The organism is Bacillota bacterium (assembly GCA_024655925.1).
In the GTDB taxonomy this organism is placed as follows: Bacteria; Bacillota; DTU025; order DTU025; family JANLFS01; genus JANLFS01.
In genome coordinates, this window is sequence record JANLFS010000018.1 from 1 (window position 1) to 14,668 (window position 14,668).

Annotated in this window: 19 protein-coding genes and 1 pseudogene; 3 read left to right on the forward strand and 17 right to left on the reverse strand. The window is 61.8% G+C overall.

What is annotated here, in order from left to right; genetic code table 11:
* The first annotated feature begins 35 nt into the window (after nt 1-35).
* Genes NUW23_04285 through NUW23_04295 form a run of 3 tightly spaced genes read left to right on the forward strand, consistent with a single transcriptional unit; the run spans nt 36 to nt 4,483 of the window.
* Complete coding sequence (locus tag NUW23_04285) at nt 36-890, forward strand: 3-hydroxybutyryl-CoA dehydrogenase (protein MCR4425394.1); 855 nt, start codon at nt 36-38, stop codon at nt 888-890.
* Between the two features lie 15 nt (nt 891-905).
* Nucleotides 906-1,676, forward strand: coding sequence for an enoyl-CoA hydratase-related protein (locus NUW23_04290; protein ID MCR4425395.1), 771 nt, complete (start codon nt 906-908; stop codon nt 1,674-1,676).
* A gap of 44 nt (nt 1,677-1,720) precedes the next feature.
* Nucleotides 1,721-4,483 carry a phosphodiester glycosidase family protein gene (locus NUW23_04295; GenBank protein ID MCR4425396.1) on the forward strand — a complete coding sequence of 921 codons (2,763 nt, stop codon included), beginning with the start codon at nt 1,721-1,723 and terminating at the stop codon, nt 4,481-4,483.
* 202 nt (nt 4,484-4,685) lie between these two features.
* Here the strand turns inward: NUW23_04295 and rpsI are convergent, their stop codons facing one another.
* The 17 genes and pseudogenes from rpsI to NUW23_04380 form a co-directional block, all read right to left on the reverse strand.
* Nucleotides 4,686-5,078 carry a 30S ribosomal protein S9 gene (gene rpsI / locus NUW23_04300; protein MCR4425397.1) on the reverse strand — a complete coding sequence of 131 codons (393 nt, stop codon included), beginning with the start codon at nt 5,076-5,078 and terminating at the stop codon, nt 4,686-4,688.
* A 26-nt stretch (nt 5,079-5,104) separates the two neighbouring features.
* Complete coding sequence (gene rplM / locus NUW23_04305; GenBank protein MCR4425398.1) at nt 5,105-5,542, reverse strand: 50S ribosomal protein L13; 438 nt, start codon at nt 5,540-5,542, stop codon at nt 5,105-5,107.
* 112 nt (nt 5,543-5,654) lie between these two features.
* The gene (gene truA, locus NUW23_04310) at nt 5,655-6,458 is read right to left on the reverse strand and encodes a tRNA pseudouridine(38-40) synthase TruA (protein ID MCR4425399.1); all 804 of its coding nucleotides are present in this window, start codon (nt 6,456-6,458) and stop codon (nt 5,655-5,657) included.
* Nucleotides 6,459-7,250: an energy-coupling factor transporter transmembrane protein EcfT gene (locus NUW23_04315; GenBank protein MCR4425400.1), complete on the reverse strand. Its 792-nt coding sequence runs from the start codon at nt 7,248-7,250 to the stop codon at nt 6,459-6,461. It lies immediately after the preceding gene.
* Nucleotides 7,250-8,131, reverse strand: coding sequence for an energy-coupling factor transporter ATPase (locus NUW23_04320; protein MCR4425401.1), 882 nt, complete (start codon nt 8,129-8,131; stop codon nt 7,250-7,252). The genes NUW23_04315 and NUW23_04320 overlap by 1 nt, the downstream gene beginning before the upstream one ends.
* Before the next feature lie 5 nt (nt 8,132-8,136).
* Nucleotides 8,137-8,979: an energy-coupling factor transporter ATPase gene (locus NUW23_04325; GenBank protein ID MCR4425402.1), complete on the reverse strand. Its 843-nt coding sequence runs from the start codon at nt 8,977-8,979 to the stop codon at nt 8,137-8,139.
* 25 nt (nt 8,980-9,004) lie between these two features.
* On the reverse strand, nt 9,005-9,397 hold the full coding sequence (rplQ, locus tag NUW23_04330; GenBank protein ID MCR4425403.1) for a 50S ribosomal protein L17: 393 nt from the start codon (nt 9,395-9,397) through the stop codon (nt 9,005-9,007).
* A gap of 20 nt (nt 9,398-9,417) precedes the next feature.
* Entirely contained in the window at nt 9,418-10,359 is a 942-nt protein-coding gene (locus NUW23_04335) for a DNA-directed RNA polymerase subunit alpha (GenBank protein ID MCR4425404.1), read from the reverse strand.
* A 31-nt stretch (nt 10,360-10,390) separates the two neighbouring features.
* Nucleotides 10,391-11,014 (reverse strand): 30S ribosomal protein S4, encoded by a 624-nt coding sequence (gene rpsD, locus NUW23_04340; GenBank protein ID MCR4425405.1) that lies wholly within the window; start codon nt 11,012-11,014, stop codon nt 10,391-10,393.
* A gap of 25 nt (nt 11,015-11,039) precedes the next feature.
* Nucleotides 11,040-11,429, reverse strand: coding sequence for a 30S ribosomal protein S11 (gene rpsK, locus NUW23_04345; GenBank protein ID MCR4425406.1), 390 nt, complete (start codon nt 11,427-11,429; stop codon nt 11,040-11,042).
* A 22-nt stretch (nt 11,430-11,451) separates the two neighbouring features.
* A complete protein-coding gene (rpsM, locus tag NUW23_04350) occupies nt 11,452-11,823 on the reverse strand; it encodes a 30S ribosomal protein S13 (GenBank protein ID MCR4425407.1) in 372 nt (123 codons plus the stop codon).
* A 14-nt stretch (nt 11,824-11,837) separates the two neighbouring features.
* Nucleotides 11,838-11,951 (reverse strand): 50S ribosomal protein L36, encoded by a 114-nt coding sequence (gene rpmJ / locus NUW23_04355; protein ID MCR4425408.1) that lies wholly within the window; start codon nt 11,949-11,951, stop codon nt 11,838-11,840.
* Nucleotides 11,952-11,985: 34 nt separating this feature from the next.
* Nucleotides 11,986-12,204, reverse strand: a complete 219-nt coding sequence (infA, locus tag NUW23_04360; GenBank protein ID MCR4425409.1) for a translation initiation factor IF-1 — start codon at nt 12,202-12,204, stop codon at nt 11,986-11,988.
* Nucleotides 12,197-12,466, reverse strand: coding sequence for a KOW domain-containing RNA-binding protein (locus NUW23_04365; protein MCR4425410.1), 270 nt, complete (start codon nt 12,464-12,466; stop codon nt 12,197-12,199). Before NUW23_04365 ends, infA begins: the two co-directional genes overlap by 8 nt.
* 58 nt (nt 12,467-12,524) lie before the next feature.
* A complete protein-coding gene (gene map, locus NUW23_04370; protein MCR4425411.1) occupies nt 12,525-13,271 on the reverse strand; it encodes a type I methionyl aminopeptidase in 747 nt (248 codons plus the stop codon).
* Entirely contained in the window at nt 13,268-13,918 is a 651-nt protein-coding gene (locus NUW23_04375; GenBank protein MCR4425412.1) for an adenylate kinase, read from the reverse strand. The genes map and NUW23_04375 overlap by 4 nt, the downstream gene beginning before the upstream one ends.
* An 18-nt stretch (nt 13,919-13,936) precedes the next feature.
* Nucleotides 13,937-14,563 (reverse strand): annotated as a pseudogene (locus NUW23_04380) (preprotein translocase subunit SecY).
* Nucleotides 14,564-14,668: the final 105 nt, after the last annotated feature.

Here is a 14,668-nt window from a genome sequence, read left to right on the forward strand (position 1 = left end):
CCTGAAGGCGGGGGCTCCCGACGCCGCGTAGTCCGGTGGACATTGGGAAGATCCTCGTTGTGGGCGCGGGCCAGATGGGCTCTGGCATCGCGCAAGTTGCCGCGCAGTCAGGTATCGATGTCGTCCTGTCCGACTTGAGTCTCAAGGAATCCCAGAAGGGACTCGCGGGGATCACGAAGAATCTCGAAAGGTTGGTAGCGAAAGGGCGGATCACACGCGAAGACCGCGATCAGGCACTTGGCCGCATAACGTGTGCTGAGGGCCTGTCTGTCGGATCTGCCGCGGACATGGTGATCGAGGCCGTGGTCGAGGAGGTCGATGTCAAGCGCGCCCTCTTCAACGAACTGGGCGCGACGTGCCCAGAGGACGTCATCTTCGCTTCGAACACCTCTTCCATATCCATCACCAGGCTCGGCCGGGCCTCCGGCAGACCCGACAGGTTCGCGGGGATGCACTTCATGAACCCTGTTCCCGTCATGCAGCTGGTGGAGGTGATTCGGGGCCTCGAGACTTCCGATGATACTGTAGCGGCCGTGACAAGCCTTGCACAGAGGCTCGGGAAACAGCCCGTTGTCATGAGCGACTCCTCTGGGTTCGTCGTCAACCGCCTGGCCATTCCCATGATCAACGAGGCTGTGTATTGCCTCTCCGAGGGCGTGGCGGACGCTGAGTCCATAGACACGTGCGCGAGACTCGGCCTGAACCATCCCATGGGCCCCCTCGCCCTGGCTGACTTGATCGGGCTCGACACGGTCGTTTCCATTCTCGAGGTACTGGCGGCGGAGACCGGGGACCCGAAGTACCGACCGTGCCCGCTCTTGCGCAGGATGGTGGATGCCGGCAGGCTCGGGCGCAAGTCTGGGCGTGGCTTCTACTCCTACTCGGAGTGAGAGGAGGCGCGAGACGTGGAGCATTGGTCTCTTGAGGTGGAGGACGGGGTTGCCCTCTTGACCGTGGACCGCCCCCAAGCCCTGAACGCTCTGAACCTTGAGGTGATCGACGAGTTGTTTCTGGCCGTGGGGCGGGTCCGGGAGGACGAGTCTGTTCGGGCGCTGGTGATCACGGGCGCGGGGGATCGGGCGTTTGTTGCCGGGGCGGATATCGCCGAAATGAAGGATATGACGGCCGATGAGGCCCGAAGGTTCTCTGAGCATGGGCAAGAAGTGCTCGCGAGCATTGAGAACCTTCCCTTTCCAACCATCGCAGCGGTGAATGGGTACGCGCTCGGCGGCGGGTGCGAGCTCGCCCTGGCGTGTGATATTCGCATCGCGTCTGAGACCGCCAAGTTCGCCCAGCCAGAGACGGGCCTTGGTATCATCCCGGGGTTCGGCGGGACTGTAAGGTTGCCTCGTGTAGTGGGTCATGCGCGGGCGGCCCACATGATCCTGACAGGAGAGACCCTGTCTGCACAGGACGCCCTGGCTTGCGGGCTTGTCAACATGGTTGTCCCCGCATCCGAGTTGCTTTCGACGGCCCGGTCCCTGGCTCAGAGGATCGCCTCCAGGAGCAAGGTTGCACTCGCAGCCGCCCGGAAGTGCCTCGCTTGCGGCCGGGAAGCTCCTGGACAAGGTGGGTATCGGATCGAGTCGGAGCAGTTCGCCAGATGTTTCGAAACCCCTCATCCCAGGCTTGGGATGGAAGCGTTTCTTGCGAAGAAGAAACCTGAGTTTGATTGAACGATCCATCGGCAAGACAGCAACCGCAGGTGGAGGCTTGACTCATGTCGAATCCCGCACGGACCTATCGCGCTTTCATACTCCTTGTGGCAGTCTTCGTTGCCATCGCCGCGCCGGCCGAGGCCTTCGCGGCGAGCGAAATCGACCGGGTTTACCTTACCAACTCGACTGAGATGAGCCTCGGGGACGGAATCTGGCTCGAAAGGCGGACGTCGTTCACCGCCGGGGGCTGGATTCAAGTGTCATGTCTACGCGTGGATCTCGCGAACCCTGCGATCAGGGTTTCCCCGTCCCTGGCTCAGGGCCTTCTCACCTCACCTGAGCCTGCATCCGCCATCGCCGCCAAACCGGGCCTGATCGCCGCCGTGAACGGGGACTTCTTCGACACTTCAGCCACGAACGCTCCCCTCTCGTTCCTGGCCCGGGACGGGGAGACCATACGGTCGCCCAAACCTGACCCTGATTTCTCGTCGATCGGACTGCTTGGGACGGGCAGAGGCGTGTTCGGGAGCTGGCACTGGGAGGCCGTGCTGACGGGGCCGGACGGCGTCAAAATCCCAATCTCCGCCATGAACGAAGTGTCCGTCCCGCCCAACTCCGCGGTGCTCTACGACGCGCGCTGGGGGAACCGTCCCGTCCGCAGCGGAGGCGCATCCACTTACATCACTGTGGAGGACGGCGTTGTGGTGGATGCCGGAATGGGAACGCCGCCTCTCAATGCTTCGGCGCCTCGGATTCACGTGGTGGGAAGGGGCTCAGCAGCGGTCGCCCTGCAGAGGCTTCGGCCCGGGGATTCCGTGTCCCTGCAGGACTTCCTGTTTCCGGACATGCCGGAGTTACTCGCTGCGTTCTCCGGCAAGCCCGTCCTGGTCGAAAGAGGCCTCAAGAGTCCGGACCTCGCGAGGCACACCAGCATCCAGGGGGATCGGCCTGCCCCCAGGACCGCCGCCGGTCTCACTTCGGACGGGCGCACGCTCCTGTTGGTCGTTGCCGATGGCAGGCAACGGGGTGCCCGTGGGCTCACTTTAGACGAGCTAGCTGCGGTGATGATAGACCTGGGCGCGTTCGAGGCTCTCAACCTCGACGGGGGCGGGTCGTCAACCCTGGTGTTCCGGGATCCCCTCTCAGGCGAACTGTCCCTCGGCAACAGGCCTTCCGGGGGCATCGAAAGGCCTGTCCCATACGTGATCGGGGTTGAACGGCCGCTCCTTGCGGCGCCCTACGAATTGACTCCCGAGCCCGGTCCGCCCGCGCACCTTTTCATCACCGCGCACATCAGGCCCGAAGGAGGTCACGCGTCAGAGAATGATCCCGTGGCAGTAGTGCCTGACATGCACAGGGCGATCGCAGGCGGCCCGCGGGCTCTGCTCCCCACGGAGGTCCGAATGGCTGAAGGCGACGCTCTCGTCCTTGTCGCGACAGTTCTGGACAAAGACATGAGAGAAGTCGCGCAGTCCGTGTCCACGCTTGAGTGGGGGGCGTCGGGGCCGGGGTCTCCCATATCGTGGCTTGAGACTTCTCCCGACCTTATGAGGGCGACGTTCGCACCTCGCGGACAGGGAAGGTTCGTCATCTGTGTGTCCGTCCCGGGCCTGGCCAGGCAAGAACTGGCCATCCGGGTCGTTGGGCCTCCGGCCGCGGATAGGCCGAGCAGAGACCACATGGGGTTCCGGGTACCGACGCCCGCTCAGCCTGCTTCGGATCCCCAACCAAGTCAAGCATCACCCCCGCAGCACCCGCCCGGGGCTGCCAACACCGCCGCGTCCGCTCAGTCTGCGGACACCGCAACTCTCACACGAGTTGTGCTGGAAGACTTCGAATCGATCGATGGCTGGAGGAGTGCCTCGTCATCGCTGGCTGTGGGGGCAGGCTTGGCCCTCTCCTCAAGGCCTGACCCGGTCCATGCCGGCGAGCACTCTGCGGCGCTTTCCTACGATTTCTCCCAGTCCACCGGGACTCGCGCCGCCTACCTCAGGCCGGACTCTCCTATCGAGCTTCCCACGGCCGCCTCTGCCCTGGGGCTGTGGGTGTTCGGGGATGGAGGCGGAGGGCACTGGCTCCGCGCGACCCTCTCCGACCCGACCGGCCTCCGAGTGCCGCTGGACTTCCCGAGGGTGAACTGGAAAGGCTGGCGGTATGTGGAGGCGGCCATCCCCGAATCTCTTGCCAGGCCCGTCAGGCTGGAGCAGGTCTACCTCGTGGAGATCAAGCCCGAGCTTTCGGATTCTGGAGTCCTCCACCTGGATGATGTCACTATCCTGGTCAACCAGGACCCACCCGATGACCCGCCGCGCGTCCGCCCGACTGCGCAGGTTCGCCCGCTGGATCCTGAGACCGCCGCGTTGGCACGCGAGGCGTTGAACCGAGCAACGGCGCTTCCCCCCGGAGGCTTCGCCGCGGCACATTCCCATACGATCCCGTCCGGGCTACAGCCCTCCAATAAGGCGCCGGGTCCAGGGCTTCACGCCTGGCTAGTGGCGGACGCCACGAGGCTGGCATGGGAAGGCCTGCTGACTGCGCTCCGGCCGCCGGCACCGGGGGACCCTCCCATCCATGAACTCACAGTGGTGCTCAAAGGGGGTGCCGCAGTCTCCCCTGAAGGCGACAACGAAATAGGCGGGACCTTCCGCGACCCTCTCGACGCACAGCTCCTGATGGCCTTGCTCTCGGCGCAGTCCAATGGGGCCACCCGAGTAAACCTGGTGCAGATCGGGATGGGCGAAGGCCCGGTCCAGGCCAGGAAGCCGGAGCCCGAAGGCTGGGTGATGGTGGACGGAGTGAAATGTGTATGGGTCCCCGGGACGTAGAGGCGTCAGGCGACGGCGAATGACGTCTTGTTGGTATGGTTAGTCGCAACCCCGGGCCTGCCGGTGTGGCTTCGCCCACGCGAGGCAGGGGCGTGACGGTTCCGTCGGGTGCTTTCCCCGGAATCACCGCGCCCCAGCGTAAGCAAAAGGACGGGCCTCGGAATTCCGAGCCCGCCCCAATAGATCAGGCAGCCAGCAAGCTCTACCTCTTGGAAAACTGAGGAGCCTTGCGCGCCTTCTTGAGGCCGTATTTCCGCCGCTCCTTCATGCGGGGATCGCGGGTAATGAGGCCCGCCTTCTTCAGGGCCGGCCTGAGTTCAGGGTCGGCCTTTATGAGCGCCCTTGAGATTCCGTGCCTCACCGCACCAGCCTGGCCGGTTGTGCCACCGCCGTGAACGTCCACGATAGCGTTGTACCTGCCGGACGTTTCGGTCACGGTGAACGGGGCGTTCACTACTATCTCAAGTATCCGCCGACCGAAATACTCGGAAAGCGGTTTGCCGTTCACAACGATCGAGCCGGTCCCCGGAATCAATCTCACACGGGCAACCGAGCACTTACGCCTCCCAGTGCCTCTGTATTGCACCTGCGCCACTGGAGTCCCCTCCTTCCTCGACAAGCTCAAACAGTTATTTCAAGCGGCTCAGGCTTCTGCGCCGCGTGTGGGTGCTCCGGTCCCGCGTACACCTTCAGCTTCATGCCCATCTTGCGGCCGAGCCGGTTATGGGGAAGCATCCCCTTTATGGCCTTCTCGACAGCCCTCTCGGGCTTGATCGCAAGGAACTTCTCGTAGGGCATCTTCCTGAGACCGCCCGGGTACAACGTGTGCCAGTAGTACATCTTCGTCTGGAGCTTCTTGCCGGTCAGTACGACTTTGCTCGCATTGACGACAATGACATGATCACCCACGTCAACGTGGGGAGTATATATGGGCTTGTGCTTGCCCCGGAGGATCCGGGCGACTTCACTTGCGAGTCTGCCCAGAGGCTTCCCGGCGGCATCGACCACAAACCACTTGCGCGTGACTTCCTCGGGTTTCGCCATGAACGTGGTCGACATCGAGTTCCCTCCCAGGTGTTACCTTGGCATCGGAGTGCCGAGAGTGGGTCCGGGGCTTGGCACCACTGCTCAAAGACTCACATGTCGATTCTAATACGCCAGCTGAGCACTGTCAAGGACAGGTTAGACCGGCAAGAGGCCCGGGATAGAAGACTCGTGCAAGGTAAAGGCCACTCGGAGGGGCCGTCGGCGGACCCAGGGTGCGGTCCTGCGACTCGAGCAGCTTCGCCGGGGTATCGAGGTCAGACGCGCCCGCTCCCACCTCGATCAGGGATGCCGCAATGATCCTGACCATGTTGTAGAGAAACCCGTCGGCCTCTACCTCTATCACCACCAAGTTGACTCCCAAGGCGTCCCATCGTTCCTCCCTGACATCGAGACGCTTGACGGTCCTGACAGTGGTCCTCACCGAACTCCCGGAGGCGCAGAACGCTGCGAAATCGTGGGTGCCGAGGAGGGCCTGGCCTGCCTCCCGCATCGACCCGACGTCGAGGTCCCGGTATTCTAGGTTCGCCCTTCCCTCAAGCACTCCGGCACCTGCTGCCAGTGACGGTCTGGCGGCACCCCGTGGCACAGTCAGGTACCTGTAGACCTTGGAGATCGCCCCGTAGCGCGCGTTCCACCCGGTGGGCGCTTCGAAGGATCGAAGGACCCGTATGTCCCGCGGCAGCAGCGAGTTAAGTGCAGGCGCGAACCTGTCGCCCGGGATACAAGACTCTGTGGAGAAGCTTACCACTTGGCCCAGAGCATGCACCCCGGCGTCTGTGCGTCCCGCTCCCACCACCCTCACAGGCGACCCTGTCACCTGTTCCAGTGCCCCTTCTAGGGTTCCCTGGATGGTCGGAGCATTCTCCTGAATCTGAAACCCGTGGTAAGCTGTTCCCACGTACTCAAGGACCATGCCGATGTTACGCACCTAGAAGAACACCACCGTGGTGACGGTATAGACCGTGATAAGAGTGAACGCCGCCGCGTCGAGCGGGGTGAGCTTGAGTTGTCTAAGATGCGTCCGTCCTTTGCCTCCTCTGTAGCACCTTGCTTCCATGGCCATGGCAAGTTCGTCTGCCCGGCGAAAGGCACTGACGAACAGAGGGACCAGAATCGGGATCATCGCTTTGGCACGACGCGCGATGTTCCCGGACTCGAAGTCAGCCCCCCTTGCCATCTGGGCCTTCATGATCTTCTCCGTCTCCTCGAGGAGAGTTGGGATGAACCGGAGAGCGATCGTTGTCATCATGGCAAGCTCGTGCGCGGGCACGCCCACCACGGCCAGCGGCGTGAGCAGCCTTTCGAGCCCGTCTGTCAGGGCAATGGGGGACGTGGTGAGCGTCACCAGCGAGGTGGTCACCACCAGCAGTGCAAGCCTCGTCGCGGTGAAGACTCCCTCGGCAAACCCCCTATCGGTGGCAGTGAGTGGGCCGAGGCGGAATATGGTGTTCCCAGGGTCCATGAACAAGTGGAGCAGGAACGTCAGGGCTATGATGAAGGTCAGCGGCCTGAGCCCGCGCAGTACGTAGCCGAACGGGACTCCGGATATGGCCACCAGGGCCAGTATGAGTGCCCCGAGAAGAATGTACCCCCGGGCCTGGTGCGCGAAGAAAAGAGACACTACTATGACCAGCGAAAGCAGGATCTTGGTCCTCGGGTCAAGCCGGTGCAGCAGGGATCCCCCGGGAATGTACTGACCTATCGTGATATTCCGCAGAATCACGCGCCCACCCCCTTTGCCCCTTTCTTGGCATCGAGGAGCGCGGGAAGCAACGTATCAAGTGCTTCACCGACCGTGACAGCATCAGTCCTGAACTTGTAGCCCCTGGCCGCAAGCTCCGCCACGACCTGGGTGACCTGAGGGACTCCCAGGCCCATCCTGGTGAGTTCCCCCGGATGGGCAAAGACCTCCCGCGGCGTCCCGTTCATGACGACAGCACCCTGGTCGACTACAATGAGCCTGTCCGCCAGGCGGGCTACGTCCTCCATGCTGTGGGATACTAGCACTATAGTGAGGCCATGCTCATCGTGGAGCTGCCTCACATGCCCGAGGACTTCCTCGCGGCCTCTTGGATCCATCCCCGCAGTGGGCTCGTCCAACACGAGGACCTTTGGGCGCATGGCCAGCACGCCCGCAATTGCCGCTCTCCGTTTCTGCCCACCTGACAACTCGAACGGAGACCGGTCGCGCAGGGAGTCGAACTCGAGATTGACCATGCGCATGGCCTCTCGGACCGCGTCTTCCACATCGGGCTCGCTCAAGCCCATGTTCCTGGGGCCGAATGCCACATCCGCAAAGACGGTCTCCTCGAACAGCTGATGCTCCGGGTATTGGAACACCAGGCCGACCATGCGCCTGATGTCGCGGATCGCAACCCCCCGCTCCCAGATGTCGCGCCCGCCTACCAGGATCTGGCCGGAACCTGGCTTGAGGAGTCCGTTGAAGTGTTGAACCAGGGTGGATTTGCCCGATCCCGTCCTCCCTATGACCCCGACGAATTCACCTTCCTCAATGCCGAGATTGACATCGTGAAGAGCCTGCTTGGCAAGGGGCGTGCCTTTCATGTAAGTATGCGACAGGTTTCGTGCCTCGATGATCATCGCGGTCAACTCCCGGACGGCCTTCCGCCCAACATTGCGTCCACATCTTCAACGAACTCCTCCACGGTGAGCGGGTGACGGGGAATGGCCACCCCGGCCTTGCGCAGCTCCTCGGCAAGCTCAGTCACTTGCGGTACATCCAGATCGAGCTTGCGCAGTGCTGCGGGCTTCGCGAAGATCTCTCGGGGGGTCCCTGAAAGGACTATCCTGGCGTCCTCCATGACCACAACTCTGTCAGCCTGGACTGCTTCGTTCATGAAATGGGTTATGTGGACCACGGCTATGCCTTCCTCCGACGCAAGGCGGCGAATGGTTCTGACGACCTCCGCCCTCCCGACCGGGTCCAACATGGCTGTGGGCTCGTCCAGCACTATACACCGGGGCCTCATCGCGATGACCCCGGCTATGGCTACCCGCTGCTTCTGCCCACCTGACAGCATGTGAGGGGGTGATTTCTCATGCCCGGTCATGTCCACCAGTGCGAGGGCCTCATCAACGCGGGTGCGGATCTCTGCCGGCGGGACGCCCAGATTCTCGGGGCCAAAAGCCACGTCCTCTTCGACGGTAGTGGCCACTATCTGGTTGTCCGGGTTCTGAAAGACCATTCCCACAGTCTGCCGTATGTCCCACAGGTGGGAGGCGTCACGAGTGTTCATCCCGGCCACCCAGACGTCTCCGGTGGTCGGGATGAGAATTGCGTTTATGTGTTTGGCGAGCGTGGACTTGCCTGACCCGTTGTGGCCGATGACCGCCACGAACTCCCCAGGGGCGATTTCGAGGTCGATATCGAGCAAGGCCTCTACCTCGCCGGGCTTGCCGTCATCATAGGCGTAACTCACGTTCGCCATGCGAACTACGGGGTCCATCTGGCCCTCACTTCTTCGCCTTGGCCTTCTTGTCTTTAGCCGGAGCAGCGGGCGCTCCCAACCCCACCAGCTCGATAATGGCGAGCGGAGCAGCGTCGCCCCGTCTCCTTCCGAGCTTGAGGATGCGGGTGTACCCGCCCGGCCGGTCGGCGAACTCCGGGCCGACCTTGTCGAACAGGTTCTTCACTGCCTCGGGCTCCAGTATGAACTCCGCCGCGAGCCTCCTGTGATGGAGGTCGCCTTTCTTCGCCCATGTTATCAGGCGCTCTGCGATTGGGCGGACCTCCTTGGCTTTCGCCTCGGTGGTGGTTATCCTGTTATGAAGGAACAGGGACGTCACCGTGCTCCGGAACAGGGCGCGACGCGCAGCAGCGGTGCGGCCGAGTTTCCCTTGCCTCACTTGCGGTCTCCTCCCTTAACCTATTCCTCGGACGATCTCAGAGACAGTCCAAGGCTTGCGAGTTTCTGCTTCACTTCTTCGAGGGACTTTCTGCCCAGGTTTCTGACCTTCATCATGTCTTCCTCGGTCTTCCTGGTCAGCTCCTCGACACTGTTGAGCCCGGCTCTCTTGAGGCAGTTGTAGGACCGCACCGAGAGATCCAGCTCCTCTATGGTCATCTCCAGAACCCGGTCGCGCGTATCTACCTTGCTCTCCGCCTCCGCCTCGTCCTCTGGGGCGGGCTCGGTCAGGTTGCTGAAGAGCTTGAGATGCTCGCTCATCATCTTGGCCGCAGTGCTCACGGCCTCCTTGGGTTTGATGGTGCCATGCGTCCACACCTCAAGGATGAGCCTGTCGTAGTCGGTGACACCGCCTACCCTGGCGTGTTCCACCACGTAGTTGACCTTCTCAACCGGGGTAAAGATGGAATCGACCGGGATGACGCCGATCACGTGATCAGCCTTCTTGTTCCGCTCCGCTGGGACGTACCCGCGGCCCCGCTCAACGGTGAGCTCCATTGACAGCTCCGCGTCGGGCCCCAAGGTAGCGATGTGGAGGTCGGGATTCTGGATCTCCACGTCCGCGTCGTGCTGGACATCAGCGCCGGTGACTTCGCGCTCGCCCTTCACCGATATCCTGAGGGTCTTCGGCTCGTCCGAGTACATCTTGACGAGCAAACCCTTGAGGTTCAGTATGATGTCGGTCACGTCCTCGGTCACGCCGGGTATGGTCGAGAACTCGTGCAGGACTCCGTCTATCTTGACCGAAGTCACTGCCGCCCCTGTCAGGGATGACAATAGAATCCTGCGGAGCGAGTTCCCCAGAGTAATGCCGTAACCCCGCTCGAGAGGCTCCACCACGAACTTGCCGTACCGGTCGCTCTCCTCCTGGCACTCGACCTTTGGCTTCGCAGATTCCATCACGGCCTTAAGCACCTTCCTTTCCGGGGTGACATTATCTGGAGTACAACTCGACGATCATGTGCTCCTGAATGTCGAGGTCGATCTGGTCCCTCGTCGGCATCGAGGCCACGCGGAAGGTGAGTCTGTCCTGTGCCGGGGCAAGCCACGCCGGAATCGTTGGGACGGCAGTCTCTGCAATCGCCCGGAAGAGCGGCAGGTTACGGCTGCCCGTGCGCACAGTGATCTCGTCCCCCACCGACACCTGGTAGGATGGAATAGAGACCTTCTTCCCGTTTACGGCGAAGTGCCCGTGCCTCACAAGCTGTCTCGCCTGCGGCCTCGACTCGGCCATCCCCAGCCTGAAGACTACGTTGTCCAGTCTAGTCTCGAGAAGCGCGAGAAGGTTCTCTCCTGTGATGCCCCGCTTGCGCTCGGCCATATCGAAATACCTTTCGAACTGGGCTTCCATTATCCCGTAAGTCCTTCGGAGCTTCTGCTTCTCCCGAAGCTGAAGGCCATACTCCGATGTCTTCTTCCTGCCCTGTCCGTGTTCACCCGGCGGGTAGGTCCTTCTTCCCACAGCGCACTTCTCGCTGTAGCATCTGTCACCTTTGAGGTAAAGCTTCGTCCCCTCACGGCGGCAAAGCCTGCAAACAGGCCCTGTGTATCTCGCCATTTCAGCACCTCCTGTCCGATCTGGGTTATACCCGCCGCCTCTTGGGCGGCCGACACCCGTTGTGCGGGATGGGCGTGACATCCTTGATCATGCTGACTTCCAGACCGGCTGCCTGAAGTGACCTGACCGCCGCCTCGCGGCCTCCGCCCGGACCTTTCACCACGACCTCGATGGTGCGCATTCCGTGATCCATCGCCACGCGGGCCGCGGCGTCCGCCGCCTGCTGAGCTGCGAACGGCGTCCCCTTCCTCGAGCCCTTGAAACCCATAGCACCTGATGATGACCACGACACCACGTTGCCCGCGGGGTCGGTTATGGTTACCAGTGTGTTGTTGAAGCTGGACTTGATATGGGCGACGCCGGACTCTATGTTCTTCCGTTCGCGCCTTCTCGTCCTCACCTGCTTCTTAGGCATTGGCTTACCTCCTCATCCCTTGCTACTTGCCTTTGCGCACTCCGACGGTCTTCTTGGGCCCTTTCCGGGTCCGCGCGTTCGTTCTTGTGCGCTGCCCGCGAACAGGAAGGCCACGACGGTGACGGAGCCCCCTGTAGCTTCCAATCTCTATCAGTCTCTTGATGTTCTGAGCCTCTTCCCGGTGAAGATCCCCCTCGACCCGGTAATCCCGGTCAACGGTCTCACGTAGCCTGGTCACCTCATCCTCCGTGAGATCCCGAACCCTGGTGTCCGGGTTTATCTGGGTTTTCGCCAGGATCTTCTGAGAGGTGGTGAGGCCCACTCCGTATATATAGGTAAGGGCTATCTCCACCCTCTTATCCCTTGGAAGGTCAACACCTGCTATTCTCGCCATGCCACGTCCCCCCCTTAACCCTGTCTCTGCTTATGAGTCGGGTTCTCGCATATGACCATTACCCGACCCTTCCTCTTGATCACCTTGCACTTGTCGCACATCTTCTTGACTGAAGGTCTGACTTTCATATCAAGCCCTCCTACTTGAGACCCTCTAATCCCTCTACTTGTATCTCCACACAATCCTACCACGGGTGAGGTCGTAGGGCGATAGCTCGATAGTGACCTTATCCCCAGGCAGAATCCTGATGAACTTCATGCGCATCTTGCCGGAAACATGGGCCAGGACTTTGTGACCGTTGTCCAGTTCCACCCTGAACATGGCGTTAGGCAACGGCTCAATGACGGTTCCCTCAACCTCGACACAATCTTGTTTACCCACGGCGCAGGTCGCCCCCTTTCTCATCGTGAGGTTTGTATGCTCTCAAAGCCGTAACGAGCTGGTCATCGGTTATGGGCAGGCCCATCTCGAGCCTTTCGGAGACTGCGCTATCCACCTGCTCCAGTATGATCAGGTGCTTGACGTTCTTACGCTTGGGCCGCGCCGTCCCGTGGCATTCACCGTCCGCGATCTGGACTATCCGGTCGCTTTCGACCCCAACGATCACGAATAGCCTTCCCTTGTCCCTTCCCGTTTTCGACACGACAAGCCGTCCAGGGCTCACATCTGGAGGAGACAAAGGCCTGCACCTTCCTTACAGGTTACGGGAGAGTCAGAACCTCGGGGCCATTCTCCGTCACCGCCACCGTGTGCTCGAAATGCGCGGAAAGCCTCCCGTCGCAAGTCCTGGCGGTCCAGTTGTCCTGCATTATCCTGACCTCGTGCCGTCCTGCGTTCACCATGGGTTCGATCGCCAGAACCATTCCGGGCTTGAGCCTGACGCCTACACCGGGTTCGCCGAAATTCGGGACTTGAGGTTCCTCGTGCATGTTCCTGCCTATTCCGTGGCCCACGAAATCCCTCACCACCGAGAATCCAGCCGCCTCCACATGCTCCTGAATTGCGTGGGAGATGTCGCCCAACCGCTTCCCAGGCCTTGCATGTTCAATCGCCGCGCTGAGCGCCCCTCTGGTGACCTCAAGAAGTCTCTCCGCCTCGGCCGAAATCCTTCCCACCGGGAAAGTCATGGCGGCATCACCGTAGAAGCCGTCCACAACGACGCCGATGTCCACACCCACGATGTCGCCCTCCGCGAGAGGGCGCCCGTTCGGGATGCCGTGGACGATGACATCGTTGACAGAAGCACAGATTGTGGCGGGGAAGCCTCTGTACCCGAGAAACGCCGGTTGCGCCCCTGCCTCCCTGATCATTGTCTCGGCCATCCGGTCGAGCGTTTCCGTCGTCACCCCGGCCTTTATGTGCTCACCCAGAGACTCGAGCACCTGCGCGACAAGTCGGCCCGCTCGCCTCATGCGAGCGATCTCCGAGGGCGTTTTCAGAACAATCATAGACCGTTGCCTCCGCCGAGCGCGTCCTCTATCCGCTGGAAGACCTCGTCCGGGCTCCCAACTCCATCGACGACCCGGAGCAGATCACGCTGGGAATAGTACTCCCGTAACGGCTCCGTCTGAGCCCGGTAAGTGGCCAGCCTGGCTCTCACCGTCTCAGCAGAATCGTCAGCGCGGTGAACGAGCACCCCACCGGAACAGCACCCTCCCGAAGGAGGCGGGTTGAACTCCGTATGGTAGACCTTCCCGCACTCCCCGCAGACAACCCGACCGAGCGCACGCCGGACAAGCTCGTCGTCCGCCACTTCCACGAGGACCACCGCATTCAGCGCTTGCTCACGTGCAGCCAGGATGTCGTCCAGTTCCACGGCCTGGGGCACCGTGCGAGGAAACCCGTCCAGGATGAACCCTTCCCGGGCATCCGGGGCGCCAAGTCGCTCCCTGGCTATCCCGAGCGTCACCTCATCCGGGACCAGCCTGCCTGTGTCCATGTAACCCTTCGCCGTGATCCCGAGGGGGGTGCCGGCAGCCACCGCTGCCCGGAACATGTCGCCCGTGGACACGTGCGGCACCCCGAGCCTATGAGCGAGGCGCGCGGATTGAGTCCCTTTGCCCGCGCCGGGCGGGCCCATCATTACGACGCGCATCTCCAGAGACACCTACACTCACTTCATGAAGCCTTCGTACTGCCTCATGATAAGTTGGGCTTCGATCTGCTTCATGGTGTCGAGGGCCACACCCACGACGATCAGAAGGCCCGTTCCTCCAAAGGCGATGTTCATCGCGGAAATCCTCGATGTGATGCTGGGAAGAACCGCGATCCCTGCGAGGAACACTCCTCCCGCGAGGGTGATCCGCGTCAACACCCGGTCAAGGTACTCTGCTGTCGGGCGTCCGGGTCTGAACCCTGGGATGAACCCACCGTACTTCTTCATGTTGTTCGCCACTTCCAGCGGGTTGAAGGTGATGCCCGTATAGAAGTAGGTGAACAGCACGACGAGGAGCGCGTAGACGATGTTGTAAGCCCATCCGTTGTGGAGGAAGGCATTGATCGCGTTCGATATGGCGGGTATGAACTGCGCCAGGGTCGCCGGGAACGCCAGGACCGATGACGCGAAGATCACTGGGATGACGCCCGCCTGGTTGACCCGAAGCGGAATATGAGTGCTTTGCCCACCGTAGACCCGCCGGCCGACGACTCTCTTGGGATACTGCACCGGTATCTTGCGCTGTGCTTCCTGAATGGCAACCACGGCCATGATCAGGCCGATCCCCAGGATGGGAAGCGACAGGTACAGGGTCACTTCGATGGCGTCTCTCGCCAGCTGCGTCACAACATCCGGGTTCATTTCTTACCAACCTCAATAAAAACTCTTGACCAGGGACCCCACGACGAG